Source organism: Gilvimarinus xylanilyticus (assembly GCF_024195295.1).
Classification (GTDB): Bacteria; Pseudomonadota; Gammaproteobacteria; order Pseudomonadales; family Cellvibrionaceae; genus Gilvimarinus; species Gilvimarinus xylanilyticus.
In genome coordinates, this window is sequence record NZ_JAMFTH010000002.1 from 169783 (window position 1) to 187367 (window position 17585).

At 52.6% G+C, this 17585-nt stretch carries 14 protein-coding genes; 4 read left to right on the forward strand and 10 right to left on the reverse strand.

The window, feature by feature from the left end; genetic code table 11:
* Window positions 1–3 precede the first annotated feature (3 nt).
* Genes M6D89_RS09705 through M6D89_RS09735 form a run of 7 tightly spaced genes read right to left on the reverse strand, consistent with a single transcriptional unit; the run spans window position 4 to window position 8510 of the window.
* Complete coding sequence (locus tag M6D89_RS09705) at window positions 4–1203, reverse strand: hypothetical protein (RefSeq protein WP_253967868.1); 1200 nt, start codon at window positions 1201–1203, stop codon at window positions 4–6.
* Complete coding sequence (locus M6D89_RS09710; protein ID WP_253967869.1) at window positions 1196–2806, reverse strand: VWA domain-containing protein; 1611 nt, start codon at window positions 2804–2806, stop codon at window positions 1196–1198. Before M6D89_RS09710 ends, M6D89_RS09705 begins: the two co-directional genes overlap by 8 nt.
* Window positions 2799–3788 (reverse strand): VWA domain-containing protein, encoded by a 990-nt coding sequence (locus M6D89_RS09715; RefSeq protein ID WP_253967870.1) that lies wholly within the window; start codon window positions 3786–3788, stop codon window positions 2799–2801. The genes M6D89_RS09710 and M6D89_RS09715 overlap by 8 nt, the downstream gene beginning before the upstream one ends.
* Entirely contained in the window at window positions 3785–4264 is a 480-nt protein-coding gene (locus tag M6D89_RS09720) for a DUF4381 domain-containing protein (RefSeq protein WP_253967871.1), read from the reverse strand. Before M6D89_RS09720 ends, M6D89_RS09715 begins: the two co-directional genes overlap by 4 nt.
* Window positions 4265–4267: 3 nt before the next feature.
* Window positions 4268–5215, reverse strand: a complete 948-nt coding sequence (locus tag M6D89_RS09725) for a DUF58 domain-containing protein (protein ID WP_253967872.1) — start codon at window positions 5213–5215, stop codon at window positions 4268–4270.
* A gap of 9 nt (window positions 5216–5224) precedes the next feature.
* A complete protein-coding gene (locus M6D89_RS09730; RefSeq protein WP_253967873.1) occupies window positions 5225–6202 on the reverse strand; it encodes an AAA family ATPase in 978 nt (325 codons plus the stop codon).
* A 16-nt stretch (window positions 6203–6218) separates the two neighbouring features.
* Window positions 6219–8510, reverse strand: coding sequence for a tetratricopeptide repeat protein (locus M6D89_RS09735; protein WP_253967874.1), 2292 nt, complete (start codon window positions 8508–8510; stop codon window positions 6219–6221).
* A 298-nt stretch (window positions 8511–8808) separates the two neighbouring features.
* On the opposite strand from M6D89_RS09735, the gene M6D89_RS09740 reads away from it, so the two are divergent.
* Both M6D89_RS09740 and M6D89_RS09745 read left to right on the forward strand, forming a co-directional pair.
* Window positions 8809–10383: an arylsulfatase gene (locus tag M6D89_RS09740; protein ID WP_253967875.1), complete on the forward strand. Its 1575-nt coding sequence runs from the start codon at window positions 8809–8811 to the stop codon at window positions 10381–10383.
* Between the two features lie 99 nt (window positions 10384–10482).
* A complete protein-coding gene (locus M6D89_RS09745) occupies window positions 10483–10920 on the forward strand; it encodes a hypothetical protein (RefSeq protein WP_253967876.1) in 438 nt (145 codons plus the stop codon).
* Between the two features lie 57 nt (window positions 10921–10977).
* Here the strand turns inward: M6D89_RS09745 and M6D89_RS09750 are convergent, their stop codons facing one another.
* On the reverse strand, window positions 10978–11778 hold the full coding sequence (locus tag M6D89_RS09750; RefSeq protein ID WP_253967877.1) for a hypothetical protein: 801 nt from the start codon (window positions 11776–11778) through the stop codon (window positions 10978–10980).
* Window positions 11779–11886: 108 nt separating this feature from the next.
* A complete protein-coding gene (locus M6D89_RS09755) occupies window positions 11887–12459 on the reverse strand; it encodes an MliC family protein (RefSeq protein ID WP_253967878.1) in 573 nt (190 codons plus the stop codon).
* 152 nt (window positions 12460–12611) lie between these two features.
* Here M6D89_RS09755 and M6D89_RS09760 point away from each other — a divergent pair, with 152 nt between their 5' ends.
* On the forward strand, window positions 12612–14285 hold the full coding sequence (locus M6D89_RS09760) for a diguanylate cyclase (RefSeq protein ID WP_253967879.1): 1674 nt from the start codon (window positions 12612–12614) through the stop codon (window positions 14283–14285).
* A gap of 224 nt (window positions 14286–14509) precedes the next feature.
* On the forward strand, window positions 14510–15661 hold the full coding sequence (locus tag M6D89_RS09765) for a helix-turn-helix domain-containing protein (RefSeq protein ID WP_253967880.1): 1152 nt from the start codon (window positions 14510–14512) through the stop codon (window positions 15659–15661).
* A 421-nt stretch (window positions 15662–16082) separates the two neighbouring features.
* Here the strand turns inward: M6D89_RS09765 and M6D89_RS09770 are convergent, their stop codons facing one another.
* Window positions 16083–17576: a tryptophan halogenase family protein gene (locus M6D89_RS09770; RefSeq protein WP_253967881.1), complete on the reverse strand. Its 1494-nt coding sequence runs from the start codon at window positions 17574–17576 to the stop codon at window positions 16083–16085.
* Window positions 17577–17585 lie beyond the last annotated feature (9 nt).

The following is a 17585-nucleotide window of genomic DNA, read 5'->3' on the forward strand; positions in this document are numbered from 1 at the left end:
CCATTAAGGGTTTAGCGGTTGCAGCTGGGTATGCTGGCGGGTTTGCATTTGCTGCAAGGCGCGGCGATAAGCGTCCAGTTGGGCAACCAAATCGGTGTTGGACTGAACCTTGGCTCGGGGAAGATAGATTCGCTGCTCCAACGCCAGCATTAAGGCGCTAAACTCTTTTTGCCGTTGATGTTGGTCTCGGTACTGGACGGGCCAGCAATGATGCCATTGGTGTAAAGCTTGTTCGCTGGCGCGCTCGGGTTTTGCCAGAGCGTGGCGGGCGCGTCGAAAGCGCGCCGGCTCGGTTTGCAAATAGGCGTTATATTGTTTTCTCAGCCATAGGCCCAGCAGCGCCAAAACCAGTAATCCCACCAGCGCCAGCACAGCATAAAAGAGTTTTTGCAGTGCCGTGGCCGGGGGCTTGGCAGCCTCAAACACGGTGCCCTCGGCAACCACTTCAACTATCTCGCCAGAACTGGGTTGATAGTAGCGCAGCGCTATATCGGCAAATGGAACCCGCCCCGAGGCTTTAACCAGAACATCCTGTTGCTCGGTGCGTACACCATTGACTCGATCACCTTCGACTTCATCTTGACTCACCGGGCTCTGCTGATAAGACGACACTGACTCATCTTCCAACGCCTTAAGCAAGGGCGGCAAAAACAAGGATGAACTGCCGCTGACGCGCACGGTTAACGAGCGGCTGACACTATCGCCCACCGTTAACTGATCCGGTGCGCTGAACGATTGCTCGAACCTAATATCCTCGGCAATAATCAACGGCTGCAAACTCTGCGCAGCGGGAGGAACATAAGCATTAAAAATAACCGGCGGGGGAGTCACCTCAAGGTTCTGCGGCTTTCCATCCTCGCCACTATAGTGCAACTTTAACGTCGGAAAGTTTAAGGTAAAACTGCCCGCCGTCATGGGCACCACCGTATAGTCTTTGACAATACCGGACCAGGTTTGACCGTTAACACTTTCCGATACTGGATAAGAGCTTTTGTTACCCGCGAGACTGATAATGTTCACCGCCTCGACCTCATCAAAATAAACCGACTGGGTAAACCAGGTGGGCACCAACACCTTGACCGATAGAGTGTTCAGCTGCCCAACCATAACCTGTTCGTCTTTTACCGACGAGCTCACCCGGGGTTCAGCCAGCGCAGACAAGCAGAAAAATCCGAGCAATAGGGACAAAATCCATCTATTCATTAGCGTCACCTACCGGATTATTCGCCTCGTTGGCAAACTTGGCCGAGAGAAAATCACTCATATCCGAGTCCACACTGCGCATCCACTTTTCCCGCGCATCTTCCGACAGGGTATCGCCCACCTGATACTGCTGCGACTTACCCGTTTGCTCCTCGGGCTTGGCCTGTCTATCGTCTACCTCCAGCGAGATACTCTGCTCGGCATCAATATTCTCGCCGGCATCAATCAACTCCTGGATTATCGCCTGAGTGATGGCGAGGTTGCGCTCGGCCTTGGCAAAACCGGGCTGTTCTTTTAACACCTGCTGGTAGGCGGCCACGGCGCCGTAATATTGGTGGGCTTTTAGCAGCGCATTGGCGCGATTGTACATAGCCTCTAGCGTGCCAATGGTCGCAAATAAATTGGCGGCTTGATTGTATTTTCCCTCTTCATAAAGCGCGGTGGCTTTCCACATAGGGTCGGCAAATGCTTGCGCCGCCCGCTCAAAATGATTTTTCTGAAACTGCCAATAGCCCTGCTGATCGGGCGTAACAAACCAATCCAGAACATCGGCGCGCGCCGTTTGCGGCTGCATGGCAAAACCGATAAACAGTGCCACCAACACCGGGGCCGCGCCGCGCGAGCCAATCTGAGCACCGGTGGAGGTAAAACCTTTGCGAAACCACAGCGCCATCAACCCCAACACCGGCCAGATAAAATACCAAGCCATATCTTGATAGGGAGCGTTAGGGTTATTGCGCAGAGCCTCGCGCCGCAACTCGCGCACAGCGCTATCCAGCGCCAATAAATCCTGATTGTTAAGCGTAACCTTTTGTGTAATCACTTGATCCAACTCGGCCGCAATAGTCGGGTTGAGCGCAAAATTCAAAGCCTGGCCACTGTCATCGCTCTGATAAGCGCCGCTATCGCTGACAATAACGCCGCCCTGTTCGGTGGCGAACTGCCACCAGATAAAAGGTGTCTCACTCTGATTTAATTTCTCCACCTCGCCCGGTTGCAGATTATCGGCCATTAAAATCACCACGCCCTCACCGGCGCGCTCAACCTCCTGCGCGGCCAGCTCAATGGCGGCGGCCGCGTCGTCGGCGCCCAGCGAAGCGTTATTGGGCATAATGTCCGGGCTCAAAGCTTCGACAAACGGCTGGAAAACGCGATTGTCTTCGGTCATGGGCAAAACTTTATGACTGCTGTCGGCGTAGACAATCAGTGCGGTTTTGGCCCCCGCGCGAAACGAGAGTAAATCGGTAATTTTTTGTTTGGCCCGGGTCAGACGATTGGGCTGAAGGTCGTTAGCCAGCATGGTCTGCCCGAGCTTAAGTACCAGTACCACTGGCGGCGATTTCTCAGCTTCGTCAACCGCTTTGTACCAGGCGGGGCCAGCGGCGGCGAACACTAATAGAAAAGCGATTACCGCCACCAAGTCTACCGGCTTGAACTTATCAAGTAAGCTCTGGCGCGGAGTTAATGCTTTAACCAAATGCGGAGCAATGGTCTTTTGCCAGTTGGCTTTGCTGATCAAGCGACGGCGCAAAGCCCAATAAAGTAGTGCCAGTATGGGCAATGCCAACAATAAGGCGGGACGCAAAAAATGGAAATCAAACATGACGGCGCTCCAGCATCAGCACACGAATAAAACTGATGAAAAACGACAGAATGAACATCCCCAGAGCCGCTACCAGTGGGTAAACGAGTAATGCCTGCTCGCTGCGTTGCACAGGTTTTTCGCTGGTGGTGGCAGCAATTTTATCAATTTCAGTGTAAATACGACCGAGAGCATCGGAGTCTTGGGCGGAATAAAATGCACCGCTGGTAATCTCGGAAATCTTGCGTAAAGTGTCAAAGTCTACCCGGTACTGGCCTTCACCGTTTTCGTCACCGATACCGATGGTGAAAATTTTCACTCCGTCTTCGGCGGCAATATGCGCAGCATTTAAGGGCGACATACGCGAACCGGTGTCGGCGCCATCGGTCAGTAAAATTAACACCCGGTCTTCTACCTGGGAGGATTCAAAGTGTTTGATCGCCAAACCAATAGCATCGCCAATGGCGGTATGTGGCCCGGCAATAGAAACCGCCGATTCGCGCAAAATTTCTTCAGCGCTGGCCAAATCCTGGGTAAAAGGCACCTGCAGATAGGCGCGGGTACCGAACACAATCAAACCAATGCGATCTTCGCGGCGGTCGCGAATGTATTGCGACACCACATTTTTGACGGCCTGCAAACGCTGTATTTTCGCGCCGCTGGCATCGGGAAAATCCTGCTCATCCATGGAGCCGGACAAATCAATTGCCAGCATAATATCGCGGCTAATCACTTTTTCCTGAACAGGCGCCCCCAATTTCACCGGCTCGGCCAAAGCCAACACCAGCAACGCCCAGATCAGCAATCCCGCAACAATATCCCACACCGGTTTACCAAACACCTGGCTGCCCGCCCCTACCCGCGCACCGGAAACCTCGGCGGCCAGATTAAAAAACGGAATGCGTATCGCCAGAGCGCGCTGGCGCAGCGCGGGTAAAAGCCAATACACCAATAATGGCAACGGTAAAAGTGCCAGCAGCCATAGGTGCTTAAAGACAATCATGGCACCGCCTTGTAATTTTGCAGCCAATAAATAGCCTGCTGCTTAAGTGCCTGAGGATCAAACTCGTCGCTGTCGCGCAAACGATAGAAATTGGTAAAGGTAACCTGATGATCGGCCCGTGCGTTTAAATACTCACACCACTGCTCGCCCGTCAGCGCTGCTATTTCGCTGCGGGGTACATGGCTCAACAGGCAGCGCTTGAGAATCGCGCTGATATCGAGCGGGCTGTAATCGTCATTCAGCGCCTGGACCTCGGCAATGGCGTACAGGCGATAGCGGTTTTGATAACGCCGGTAATAGTGGCGCCCCGCCATAATCGCCACGATCAATAAGATGGTACCCAGCAATACCCACCAACCCGGCCCCTGGGGAAACATGGAGACGGGTTCGGCGGGCTCCAGCGGTTCCATCAATTCGAACAGCTGATAAATCTCCAGCCCTTCTAAATCCCTGTTATCCATGGCCCCGTCACTCATTATTTATCTCCGCACCGCCAGGGCCTCGGCCATTTGCATAAAGGTATCTTCGGCGGTGCTCAGCTCCATAACCGATAATTTCATGCGCTCACGCCAATGGCCGATTTTTTCTACCCGTTCGCTAAAGCTCGCCTGCAATTTGGCGTGGGTTTGACGCTGGCTGGTATCCAGGGTCATTTGCAGGCGACCGTCGCTCACCACCATTTGCATGTCCGCTGGCAGCTCGCGGGCCATGGGGTCAACTACCTGCACCAGTACCACATCATTGTGAGCGCAAAGCTCGCCCAGATACACCTCGGTTTGTTCATCCACCTCGTCAAAATCGCTGATCACAATAATCAGCTGATCGTGGCCGGCACATTCTGCCGCCGTTTTAAGCGGCAGGTTTAAATGCATGGGTTGGGAAACCGGAAGGTCACAGTTAAGGGCCAGATTACAGTCGGCCAGCGCACGCACGATTTGCTCCAGCGAGCGGGCGCGTTTGCTGGGTTTATAGGCGTGAACCTGCTCGTCGTTAAACAGTACCGCCCCCACCCGATCACCGCGCTCGAAAATGCCGTAAGCGCAAAGCGCGGCGGCCTCGCTGGCGGTGACGGATTTCATATTGTGGGTCGAGCCAAAAAACATACTCATCCGCTGGTCCACAATCAACAGGGCCGAGCGATCTTTTTCTTCGGCGTAAACACGCACGTGGGGTTTGCCCGTGCGCGCCGTCACGCGCCAGTCTATGGTGCGAATATCATCCCCCACCCGATAATCGCGCAGCTCTTCAAAACTTAAACCCCGCCCGCGCATTCGCGATCCATGGCGCCCGGACAAAATGCTTTTACTGTTGTGGCGGGGCAGAAAGTTGAGTTTACGCGCCCGCCGCTGCAACCCCTTAAGGTGCACAAAGTCGGTGTAGATGCGTGAATCGTGTGAACCTGCGGCGTCATTCCCTGTCGGCTTCATACTACGCCCCTAAGGTAAGGCAACCAGCTCGATAATTTTGTCGATCACGCCGTCGGCGTCCAGCCCCGCCCCCTGAGCTTGATAACTTAGGGCCAAACGGTGGCGCATGACGTCTTTGGCAATGGCGCGAACATCTTCCGGGAGCACATCGGCGCGGCCATTTAACCAGGCCTGGGTGCGGGCGCATTTATCCAGCGAGATGGAAGCGCGCGGCGAAACACCAATTTCAATCCAGCCGGCAAGCTCGGCGTCGTATTTTTCGGGGGTGCGGGTAGCGTAGACCAAGTCGGCCATATAGCGGGCCATGGCGGGGTCGACGTTAACCGCCGCTATTTCCCGGCGGGCGGCAAAGATAACTTCTTGCTCGGTGCGTTCGGTTTCACTGTGGGGCTTGGTACCCTGGGCTTGTTGCTCCTCGCCGCGCACCAGCTCAATCACTTTAACTTCGTCTTCAACGCTCGGGTAGTCGATATTGACCTTCATTAAAAAGCGGTCCAGCTGCGCCTCGGGCAATGGGTAGGTACCCTCTTGCTCCACCGGGTTTTGTGTGGCCAGCACCATAAACAGCGGCTCCATGGCGTGGCTTTTTCCATTAACCGTTATCTGCCGCTCTTCCATGGCTTCCAAAAGCGCTGACTGGACTTTGGCCGGGGCGCGGTTAATTTCATCGGCCAAGACAATATTGGCGAAAATGGGACCCGGGTCAAAGTGAAACTCTCCGCCAGCGGGAGTTTGGTGGAAGACCTCAGAACCAGTGATATCCGAGGGCAGCAGATCGGGGGTGAATTGCACCCGACTGAATTCACTTACCATATTTTTCGCCAAAGCTTTAATGGCGCGGGTTTTAGCGAGCCCGGGCAGGCCTTCAATCAGCAGGTTGCCATTGGCCAGCAGGCCAATCAACAAGCGGTCAACGACTTCTTCCTGGCCAATAATACTGGCGGCGATGCGGGTTTTTAGTGCTTTTACTTGTTCCAGTGTATTCATACCAACTCTTTCAACCTCAATCCTTTTGCTGCTGTTGCAGTTGTCGCACCATTTGCTGAATTTGCTGATTGCCCGGCACCAGGGCATTCAGTTTTTGTGCGTAAAACAAAGCGCGGTCGTACTGATTATTACTGGCGTACAGCTGCGACAGAGTATAGCTCATGTCGGGGTTGCCTGGCTCGAGCTCGTAAGCTTTTTGCAACTGCACGATGGCGTCGGGGATACGCCCCCTATCCTGCAACAACAAGCCATAGGTGTAAACAAAATTAGCACTGGCCTCTGGCCCACTCGCAGCCGCTTTTAATGCCGGTAGCGCGCTGGGTTTATCGCCCCGACGGATATAGCTCATAGCCAGGGCGTAGTGAACGGCGGGCGCTTCGGCGTTTATCGCTAACGCCTGCTCTAGCACTTTTTGCACCTGGGCCTCGTCCTGACGAATTCGATATAAATCGGCCAGATTGACATAGGCGGGCATAAAAATCGGCTCAATTTCAATCGCTTTGCGATAGTGTTTTTCGGCATTGCGCGAGCGCCCCAGCTCTTGCTCCAAATTGCCCAGATTAGTGTGCGCGAAGCCTCGGTCGGCTTGATAAGCCTGCACATCGCGATACTCGTCCAGCGCCTTACGCAGCCGCGCACTGTCGGCTTTATTGAGCGCCGTCTCTGACGGCTGCACCAGCATACGCGCCAGCGAGCGGGCCGCCTGGGTGCGAATCGGCAAGTGGGGGTCATCCAATAGTTCATTCAGCATACGCCACTTATCCGGTGCTGGGTAAGCCGATGCCGCCTCAATCGCCCCCTGACGCTTTAGCGGGTCTTCATCGCGTACCGCGCGGACAATGGCGACCACCGCATTTTGCCCAGGCGTGGCGGCCATACGGTGCAGGGCCGAGGCACGAATAATATCCGGGTAGCGCGGGTCCTGGGCGATTTTAGTCAGCTCTTGGCCGGCGTCGGCCGCGACGGTATCGCCCTTGCGAAAGGCGGTGGCGAAATGCTCACTGCCCAGATATTGGCTGTCTGGGTGCCACTGGCGAATCTGCGTCTCGGACCACTGGGCGGTTTTATCGGTATGGCAACCGTTACAGGCGTTGGGGACATCAAGACTCTGGGTTAAATCCGGGCGGGGCACTTTAAAGCTGTGGTCCCGGCGCGGATCAATCTGCATATAAGTAGTGGCGGGCATATGACAGTCCACACAGGCACTGCCACTAGTGCCCAGCACATGGCCGTGGTGCTTTTTGTTCTCGTAAATGTTTTGAGTATGGCACTGGGTGCACACTTGATTGCCCGGCAGCTTTAGCTGCCCCGAGTGGGGGTTGTGGCAGTTGGTACAGGTAACGCCAGCCTCGTGCATTTTGCTTTGCAAGAAAGAGCCCCAGACATAGTCTTCGTCCCATATCTGGCCGTCGGCGTGGTAAAGCTCTGCGGTGATAAGCGCGGGCTGGAAAGTATTGTGGTAATCGTCGGGCGCTTGGCTGTCTGATAATGCCGAGCGGCGCGAGTGACAGCTGGCGCACACCTGCACTTGGCGGCTGGGTTTAATCTCGCCAATCGCCTGCATTAAGCCCTGATCATTCTCGCGAAACAGTGGCGTTTTGCTACCGATATAGGTGCTGTAGCCTTTATCAGCAATGGATTTATCACCCTCAGCCCACTTAAGATGCTGCTCGGCACTGCCGTGACACGCAGCGCAACTGACATTCACCGCCGAGTAAGTGGAGTGGTAGGACTGACTTTCTAAATCAAAGCCTTTGCGATAATCAGTGGAGTGACAATCGGCGCACATCTGGTTCCAGTTTTGCCCCATATTGGACCAGTGGAACTCGTCGCTCGGGGTTTGCTCGGGGTGCAACACAAACCAGCGCTGCCCACCGTCATCTTGGGGGCGGCTGTCCCAGGCAAAGGGGAAGAACTGATATTTACCCTTGCCCGCGTCGAACATATATTGCTGCAGCGGCTCGTAACCAAAGGTATAGGCAACCGCCAGGGTTTGCATCTTGCCATCAAGCCCCGGCATAGCGATAAACAGCTGTTCTCCCCGGCGGGTAAAGGTCGCCTTCTTACCCTGGTAGCTCAATGATTGATTATCGAAATTTCCCAAGGCCGTTTGCGGCGTGGCGGGCTCCATCGCGTGAAAATGATGGGATTGCTGCCAGTCTTTTACTTGTTCGGCGTGACAGTTGGCGCATTTTACATCGGCCGTTTCGGCAAAAGCAGCAATAGTGTGCAGCGAGGCGAAAACACCCATCAGCAATAACCACACGAATTTCCCTAAACGCCTACCCGGCTGTCGTCCTACTGTCACACTTGGCCTCTTTAATATTTTAACTTTTGCATTTCACGGTTGCGGTATTTTGGCACAGCCGCGACAAGTAAATACAGCGGCGTTCAAGCAAGCACAATAAAGTGACAAACGCGTGAACCGTAAAAAGCTTAGAATCTCTTGGGGTTAACGTAATTTAGGCTATATACTCAATGATCCTGAGGCGATCAGTGTCCGTACTTAAGGACAGTGCTCACCGCACAGAATAGGCAAGATGAAGGAGCGTGCCGATGGTTCGCGCATTTATCTGCCACCCTGCCACAACTAAAGGAGTTAGAACGTGTTTACATTTAAAGCACAGTGGAAAAAGCTTGTCGCTTTGACCGCACTCACCCTGGGCGCATCCGCCACTACCCACGCTGCCGACAAACCCAATATTCTGGTGATATGGGGCGATGATATCGGCGTTCACAATATTAGCGCTTACAACCACGGCATTATGGGTTATCAAACCCCGAATATTGACCGTATCGCCAACGAAGGGGCTATGTTCACCGACGCCTACGCGCAACAGTCCTGTACCGCCGGTCGCGCCTCTTTCGTTTTGGGCCAGCACCCCTTCCGTACCGGTCTTTTAACCATCGGTATGCCAGGTTCGGATCACGGCATCCCCGACTGGACCCCTACTATTGGTGACATCCTGAAAGAGCAGGGTTACACCACCGGGCAGTTTGGTAAAAACCACTTGGGTGATCAGGACAAGCATCTGCCCACCAATCACGGTTTTGACGAGTTCTTCGGTAACCTGTATCACTTGAATGCCGAGGAAGAACCCGAAAGCTACTACTACCCTAAAGACCCCGAGTTCCGTAAAAAGTATGGTCCCCGCGGCGTTATTCACGCGACAGCCGATGGCAAGATTGAAGATACCGGCCCGCTGACCAAAAAGCGCATGGAAACCGCAGACGAAGAATTTTTATCGGCCGCCTTGGATTTTATTGACCGCGCGGTTAAACAAGACAAACCTTTCTTTGTTTGGATGAATACCACTCGTATGCATGTGTGGACTCACCTGAAGCCTGAATCGGATGGCGTAACCGGTAAGGGTTTGTACCCAGACGGTATGGTTGAACACGATAAGGCCGTGGGCGTATTGCTGGACAAGCTGGATGAGCTGAAAATTGCCGATAACACCATTGTCATGTACTCCACTGACAACGGCGCTGAAACTGTCAGCTGGCCCGATGGCGGTACCACTCCATTCCACGGCGAGAAAGGCACCACCTGGGAAGGCGGACACCGCATTCCTCTGCTAGTGCGTTGGCCCGGCGTGATTGAGCCCAATACCAAAATCAACGACATCATCTCTCACGAAGACTGGATGCCCACTTTTGCTGCTGCCGCTGGCGAGCCAGATTTGGTTAGCAAGTTGAAAAAAGGCTATCGTGCCAATGGCGAGAAATGGCGCATTCACCCCGACGGCTACAACTTCTTGCCTTACTTTAAAGGCGAAGCCGAAGCCCCCCGTAAAGAGATTTTCTACTTCGGTGCTACCGGTGAGCTAAACGCGGTTCGCTATATGGACTGGAAAGTTCACTTCGCCACCCTAAGCGGTGACATTACCAAAGCCGTGCGTGAAGTACCTGCGTGGCCGCTGGTAATTAATTTACGCGCCGACCCATACCAGAAAGGTGCGCTGGAGTCAGAGATGTACCTGAAATGGTACGCGGAAAACACCATGTGGATTTTCGTACCAATTCAACAGGAAGTAACCAAATTCCTGTCCACCATTCCTGAGTACCCCTTCCAAATGGGTTCCAGCTTGACCATGGGCGATATCAGCTACAAAACCTTTGCAGAAAAGGATGCGATGAAACGCCTGGAGAACATAGAGGCGACTCTGCCACGCAACTAAGTTTGCGTCGTCTAAATAGACTTTAAAGTCTTACAAGACAAATGCCCCGGCACTCCACCGGGGCATTTTTTTACCTGAATATTGGCGAGGTAACCCCTGATGACAGAGTTTGAGATTTCCTATTTGACCAGTGAAGCCCTGGACCGGATGTGGGACATTATGCAGTTTTGGGTCAGCATCACCTTTGGCCTGATCGCCATGTCGCATATTGCGCGCCGCCATTTGAATGTTATTTTGGTGGCAGCGGTAAGCCTTTTGTACCTGCTTTTTTCACTGTTTGTTTTTCGAGTGATTTATTTCAACCTGAAAGTCATGCAAGGACACCTACTCGATTTGCGAGCACTGGGTAAAGACAAGTTAAGCACCGCTCAGCAGTACTTTATCGAATACTTTCCGTCAGAGTTTGAAATTGGGATAGGGGTATTATTCGCTTTTGTGGGGTTATTGGTTTGCGTTCTACTGTTTCTGTGGCACAACACGATAGAACAGAATAAAACCTATCGAAATAGACAATTTAATGCAAACACACTGGATTAATCCAGTGTGCCTTAGACCAAAGCCGGGCAAGCGGGCGGAGCCAACCCGCTACTCTCTTTACAGCTGATAATTAAATTCTATCCGCTGATCCCCATCGTCAAAGTCGACATTTTCATTCCAGTTAGCGAAATAGCGCACATTAAAACGCGGGGTAATTTGATAACTGAGTGCGAATTCGTGGGTCAGAATATCGCCGTTGTCCTGGCCATAGTAATTATCTTCGTAGTTGTCCGAGCCGGTAATCGTCGTCAGCCAAAAAGGGTTGTAATTAACCCAGATTTTATCGGTAATGGCCAATTTGGCGTACATACCCGCCAGTCCGTAAAAACCCATAATGGAGTAACCACTGTCAAGAGAGCCGTCATCTTCAATGGCGTTCTCCCCCATGGAAACCCCCGCCCCCACCAGTGGGTATAAATTAACCGGCCCCATTTTGGGCAGTGCCTGCATGATACCGTAAGAGATATCGGCAGACTTTTCCGCCACCAGGTTTTGTTTCAGATTAACCGTGGCGTCTATTTGCTTACCACGGCCCTTGGTAACGTCCACGGTAAAGTTGCGAAAACGAAATGAGTCCACCGAGTCGGTGGTGATATCTTCATCGCGCCAACCCAGCGCATCGCCATAAATACCTTTTACCTCGATCAGGTTCATTCCCGCGGTAGTCGGCTCGCCAGTATCATAAGACTGGCCTACCTTAAGGTTGATCCCTTTGTCGGTAATACCCGCGCCCACTTGAGTGTAAATGGCCAACGGGTCCGACATATCCTGAACGTCATCTTCACCCGAGTTCTGGGCAAGCACCGACGCCGATGACATAAAAGCAATCAAGCCGAGTGTTGTAGTTTGCAATTTCATAGCATTTTCCTTTCCTTTGAAAAACGAACGCATCAAATATCGCCCAGTCTGAACGAGAATAAGGGCTAGAGCAAAAACCTCATTACCGTTTCAGTCAATCATCGCGGTTTAAGACTTAACCTGACAGCCGCGATACAGTATTTTTTCACCCTCTTGAACTAAGGCTTCGTCACCTTTAGACCAGAAGGTGATTTCACCGTCGGAATACTTCTCGCCAGACGCACTGGAAACACGCTTCATTCTGTGAGCGGTGCGGGTCTGAGTATTGGACAACCAAATTTCGTTCTCTTCAAGCTTGACCCGCATATCGCTTGCGCGATACTCACCGCGAAAAATGATAAAAGTCTCACCATCGGCGCATTGGTAATTGATTTGGGAGAATTCCGCATCGGCTTTTGCAGCGTCCTGGTCCAGGCAACGGGGCTCTTTGTACTGCATACACGCTTTGCGCGTGCAGGCGGCCGTAGCGGCGCCGGGGGCGCGGGTACAGGTGTTGCAGCCATCAAAAAAACTGGCGCAGGTATCAGGAATAATCGCCTTCCAACTGTCGGGGCCATAAGACTCAGTGGTGGTTTTTCCCTGGGTAACGGCCGAGTCGTCGACCTCAGTCTTGTTAGAGTCGGGGCTGCACGCACACAAAAGCCCTAAAAAAGCCCCTAGCAACCATAATTTGCTCATCATTTGTCTCCTCAAATCTTAAAGACGCAGTTATAACATGTATCCGCTCGGCGAAATGGTCTATGATTTCATTAATGCTACTTTAACCGCCAACAGCGTTTCTATTTGTGTTCTATTTACACCAACCATTCAAAGCACTGACAGGATATCTGGGTGTGACATTCGCGCTAGCCGCTCTGTTGCTGGACGCCGGTTATGCCCTTTCCGCGCCACCTTTACAGCACGACGCAAGCCTGCCACCGGCTCGCTACCTGCTTGCCGATCAGCGCTTAAGCCTGGAGCAGGCCATGGCCTCCAGCAACTGGCTACCCCTGACGGCAAAGCGGGCCAATCAGGGACTCAGCCGCCGCGATCACTGGGTTCATTTTACCTTCGATAATAGTACAGACCAGCCACAGACGCGTTTTTTGGTCAGCCAGACCAGTTACCTCGATACCGTAAACGTCTTTTACCAGGACGCCAACGGGACGCCCCAGGCACTACACCTGTCTGATCGCCAACCCTTTTCCGAGCGACCAGTCGAATACCGCACCCTGACCGCGCCCCTCACCTTTGCCCCGCACACGAATACGGACGTTTACCTGCAGGCTTACAACCAGAAAACCGACTCGGTCACCTTGGGGTTTCAACTATTAACACCCCAGCAATTTAACGCGATCCAACAGCGCGATTACGCCGCCATGGGCGCCTTTTACGGTGCCTTGGGTATTTTAATTATAATTTCGCTGGTATTCGCCGTTATGTTGCGCCAGATCAACGCTCTTTACTACGCTCTGTTTCTGCTATCGAGCGCAGTAATGTGGCTGCCATTAAATGGCCTGGGGTATCAGTGGTTATGGCCCAACGCCGTATACTGGCACAACGAAGGTATCCACCTGAGCTATCTGGGGTTTGTATTTTTTGCCCTCCAGTTTAGTAAGAGCTTTTTACAGCTTAGACGCTTCTCTTCAGCGCTACTGCGGATTTTTCAAATCCTGCAATTTTTTGCTTTAGCAAGCATCGCTCTGCGACTTGCAGGATTCTACGAGCCCGTATTATATCTATCGTTTATTTTATTAATATTGCTGGCACTGGTCATTCCCCTGGCAAGTGCCTTAGTTTGGCGCCAGGGGTTGGGGTACGCGCTGTGGAGTTTGTTGGCCTGGTTGCTTTACGCGGCGGGCCTGATCAGCAGCATTATCAGTGCGACCACCTCGTGGCTTCCCTGGGGTATGACGCCACTGCTGTTGGCGCAATCGGCCAGTATGCTGGAGACGATTTTCTTAATGATTGGCATGGCAACCTGGCTGGTCAATCTAGAGCTGGAGCGCCAGAAAGCCCTGGCACTGGCCAACGAAGATCCCCTGACAGAGCTGGGCAACCGCCGCCTGCTGCAAACCGCTTTTGAGCACTACAGCAACACATTCAGCCGTGATACCCGCCCGGCGTTTCTGATAATGATTGATCTTGATTATTTTAAGATCATTAACGACACCTATGGTCATGACGCCGGTGACCAAGTGTTGCGCGAAGTGGGCCAGTTATTAAAACGCAACTGTCGGGAAGAAGATGTGGTGACCCGCTTTGGCGGCGAAGAATTCGCTATATTATTGCGCGCCGCCGACCAAGAGCGTGCACTGAGCATTGCCGAACGCATTCGCCACGAATTTTCTACCAACCCTACGCACTATGCTGGTCAAGACATAGCGCACACTTTATGCTGCGGTATCGCCGAGGTGCTAAATACCCAATGGCAGCCCAGCGTTCAGGAAATGATGCGCCACGCAGACGAAGCGCTGTACCAAGCCAAAGCGGCCGGGCGTAATCAGAATCACCTTTACTGTCCCTAATTCGGGACGCGGATAATTGCCTGTAGCGACGAATCGCTTATACTAACAGCCTTTGATTTGCACTAAGCCACCGCCGGGCGAGTCCCAGAGGCTCATTAAAACAATAAATTGCTCAATACCTGATCGTTCCGCTGCGCCCCAAGGCCTACAGCTATACCCTCTAGCCAGGTGGTAAATACCCGGAACCTTGAGCTTTTACCCGAACCGAGACTATTTTTTTATTTATGGAAGCCTATATTTTTAATTTCCACGATGTCGTGCTGTTTATGACGATCATCGAGTGCATCATGCTGGCGCTGTTTCAATGGGCACTGCCTACCGGTCGTCACCTGTCCAGCAATATGCTAATCGCCTTTTTACTTTCCACCAGCATTCATAGCGCCTGTGTGTTGCTGCTGTGGAACGACATGGTGCACACCACCGATTTTTTTGATTTAAAAATTATTCCCTACCTGCTTATGCTAGCCACCCTTCTCAAAGGGCCTGCCCTGTACTTTTATGTGGCCTCACTAACCGAGCAGGAATTTAAGCTCAAGCGCTCACACCTATTGCATTTGGCCCCATTGGGTATCGCCTGGGCGCTACTGTTGGCTTTTGGTCTGGACAGCGATGCCCTGCGCTGGCGCGGCGAGACCCAAACGGACACGTCCACCGCCGTGGTTAACTTTCTCTGGCACAGCACCAAAGTCATTCCGTTTTTGTACGGCTTGGCCTCGGTATATCTGGTGCGTCGCTATTACCAGTCCCTGAAAGATCAGTATTCATCCATTTCCACTAGCGAGCCCGGCTGGCTCAGCGTGCTCACCATCGGCTTTTTGCTCAGCTGGGGCTTTTCGCTGTTTGTGCATATCAGCGCCCAGTTTGTTTCGGAGCAAATGTCCAACTACTTAGGGATATCGGAAAACTACGTTATCTTTGTTCTGATTAATGGTTTGTTTGCCTACAGTGCCGCCTACGCCCACCGAGTACTGACCACTAAACCTATGGCGGTAAAAGAGCCCGCTCCCGAACAGCCGGACGATAGCGCCATTAATAAGGTGCGCCAGGGCATGGAGCGGGACCGACTGTACCTGGAGCAAAACCTCAATATTGAAGAGTTTTCCAACCGCATCGACTTACCCGTGCGCGACGTCTCTGGGGTGATTAACAAGCACTTTGGCACCAACTTTTTCGAATTTATGAACTCCTACCGGGTAGAGGAAGCCAAGCGCCTGCTAACCGATCCGGCCCACAGCAATATGACGATATTGGATATTCTGCTGGAGGCGGGCTTTAACAGTAAATCGGCCTTTCATCGGTTTTTTAAACGGCTGGTGGGCATGTCGCCGTCCGAGTATCGCAAGCAGGCTAGTGGAGCGGTGAACGGCGAGGGGTGAAACGCAGAACGCAGAACGCAGAACGCAGAACGCAGAACGCAGAACGCAGAACGCAGAACAAGCTTATGCCAGCTCTTAAAGCTGACACCAAATTGAGGCTAAAAAAGCCCTCCCGAATGGGAGGGCTGAAAGGAGAGTCAGATAAAAGGGACCTGTCCCAAGACTCGCATTGACAGTACCTGACTGAGCGCTATGCCCAAACTGTCCAATCCGTGAACGTAATCCGGTTGCCCGGTTGCCCATACATCCACCCTTGCAGTATTGCGTAGCCTCCGACTTTATGTGTCCCACCTTATAAAACTGGGACGGTTACGCCAAGAATTACTTTAGGGCACCTCTATTAATCCAGAATTGCCCTTTAAAAATCTCGCCACCGCAGACCGGTATCGAAACAAGGTTCGGGCGCTTTAGAACGGGGCTTTTAATGGTTACTCAGGTTAGCGTTGCAATAACGCCCAACAAAATCGCCGTGACTGGGCATATCACTCACCTGACGGCGAATGGTGCTTCGCAACTCATCCAGTGTCTGATAAAGCTCTTGCTCGGAAATAGTATCGACAAAGGGATGATGGTGCTCGGGCATCAGGCCCTGTCCCCAAAGTACCTGAATCCAGGACTCTTCGCCAAATAACTCGTAAGAACGTTTAAACACCTTGGCCGAGCTTTTAAACAACTCGATTCGGTGACTCAAATCATCCGGCACGTCCATACCGCTGCAGTGACGCCAGAAGTCCGAATCACGACGGTTATGCACTTTGTAATGCATAATTATAAAATCACGTATCGCTTCCGTGTCTTCGCGCGCCTGACGGTTAAACTCGTCCACCTCGGCCGGGTTAATTTGATCGGAGGGAAACCACTGAATCAAACGCATTAAATTGCGTTGTATTAAATGAATACTGGTGGATTCCAAAGGCTCTAAAAACCCACTGGACAAGCCCAAAGCAACACAGTTCTTATGCCACTGCTTACGCCGTGCACCTGTTTTAAAACGGATTAACCGCGGCTCATTAATGGGCTTGGCATCCAGACTATCGATCATTAAATCCAGCGCCGCCTGATCCGAGGTAAACGCGCTGCAAAAGACATGACCATTGCCCCGACGCGATTGCAAGGGGATACGCCACTGCCAACCGGAGTGGTTGGCTATAGAGCGCGTATAGGGCGGAATTTCACCCGAGCGTTCGGTTTGCACAGCGTAGGCGCTGTCGGACGGCAACCAATGACTCCAATCCTCAAAGCCGGTATGCAGAGCGCCCTCAATAAGCAATGCGCGGGCCCCGGTGCAATCGATAAAAAAATCGCCTTCAACCACCTCACCACTTTCAAGCTGCAGTGCTTCAATGTGACCACTATCCGGGTTCAGTTTAACCTCACCGATGTTGCCGGCCATCCGTTTAACGCCTAAGGTTTCACTAAAAGTGCGTAAACACTGGGCGTATTTACCGGCGTCCAGGTGGTACGCGTATTGAACCTGCCGATTGGCCATAATAGTGAATTTATTTTGCCGCGCCGCCGTTAATTCCAGGCAGTAGTTTTCAAAATCGGCGCTGCCTTTGTCGCGAGCGGCGGCCAGCCAATAGTTAAAAAAACGACAGTGCCAACTGTCTTTTCCGAAGTGCCCGAAGGCGTGCATATACTTGTGACCGGGCTCGCGCCAGTTTTCAAACTCAATGCCCAATTTAAAAGTGGCATCGGTGGCACGCATAAATTCACGCTCGTTAACGTCTAAAAACTCGTGAAACAGCTGTAAAGGCGGCACGGTAGCTTCGCCTACCCCCACGGTGGGAATAGCATCGGACTCCACCAGCACGATTTCTTTGGTCGCCGCAAAAGCTTTACTGAGCAAAGCGGCAGACATCCATCCGGCGGTGCCGCCACCGGCAATCACAATTTTATTGACACCCGGCTTCATACTGGCCTC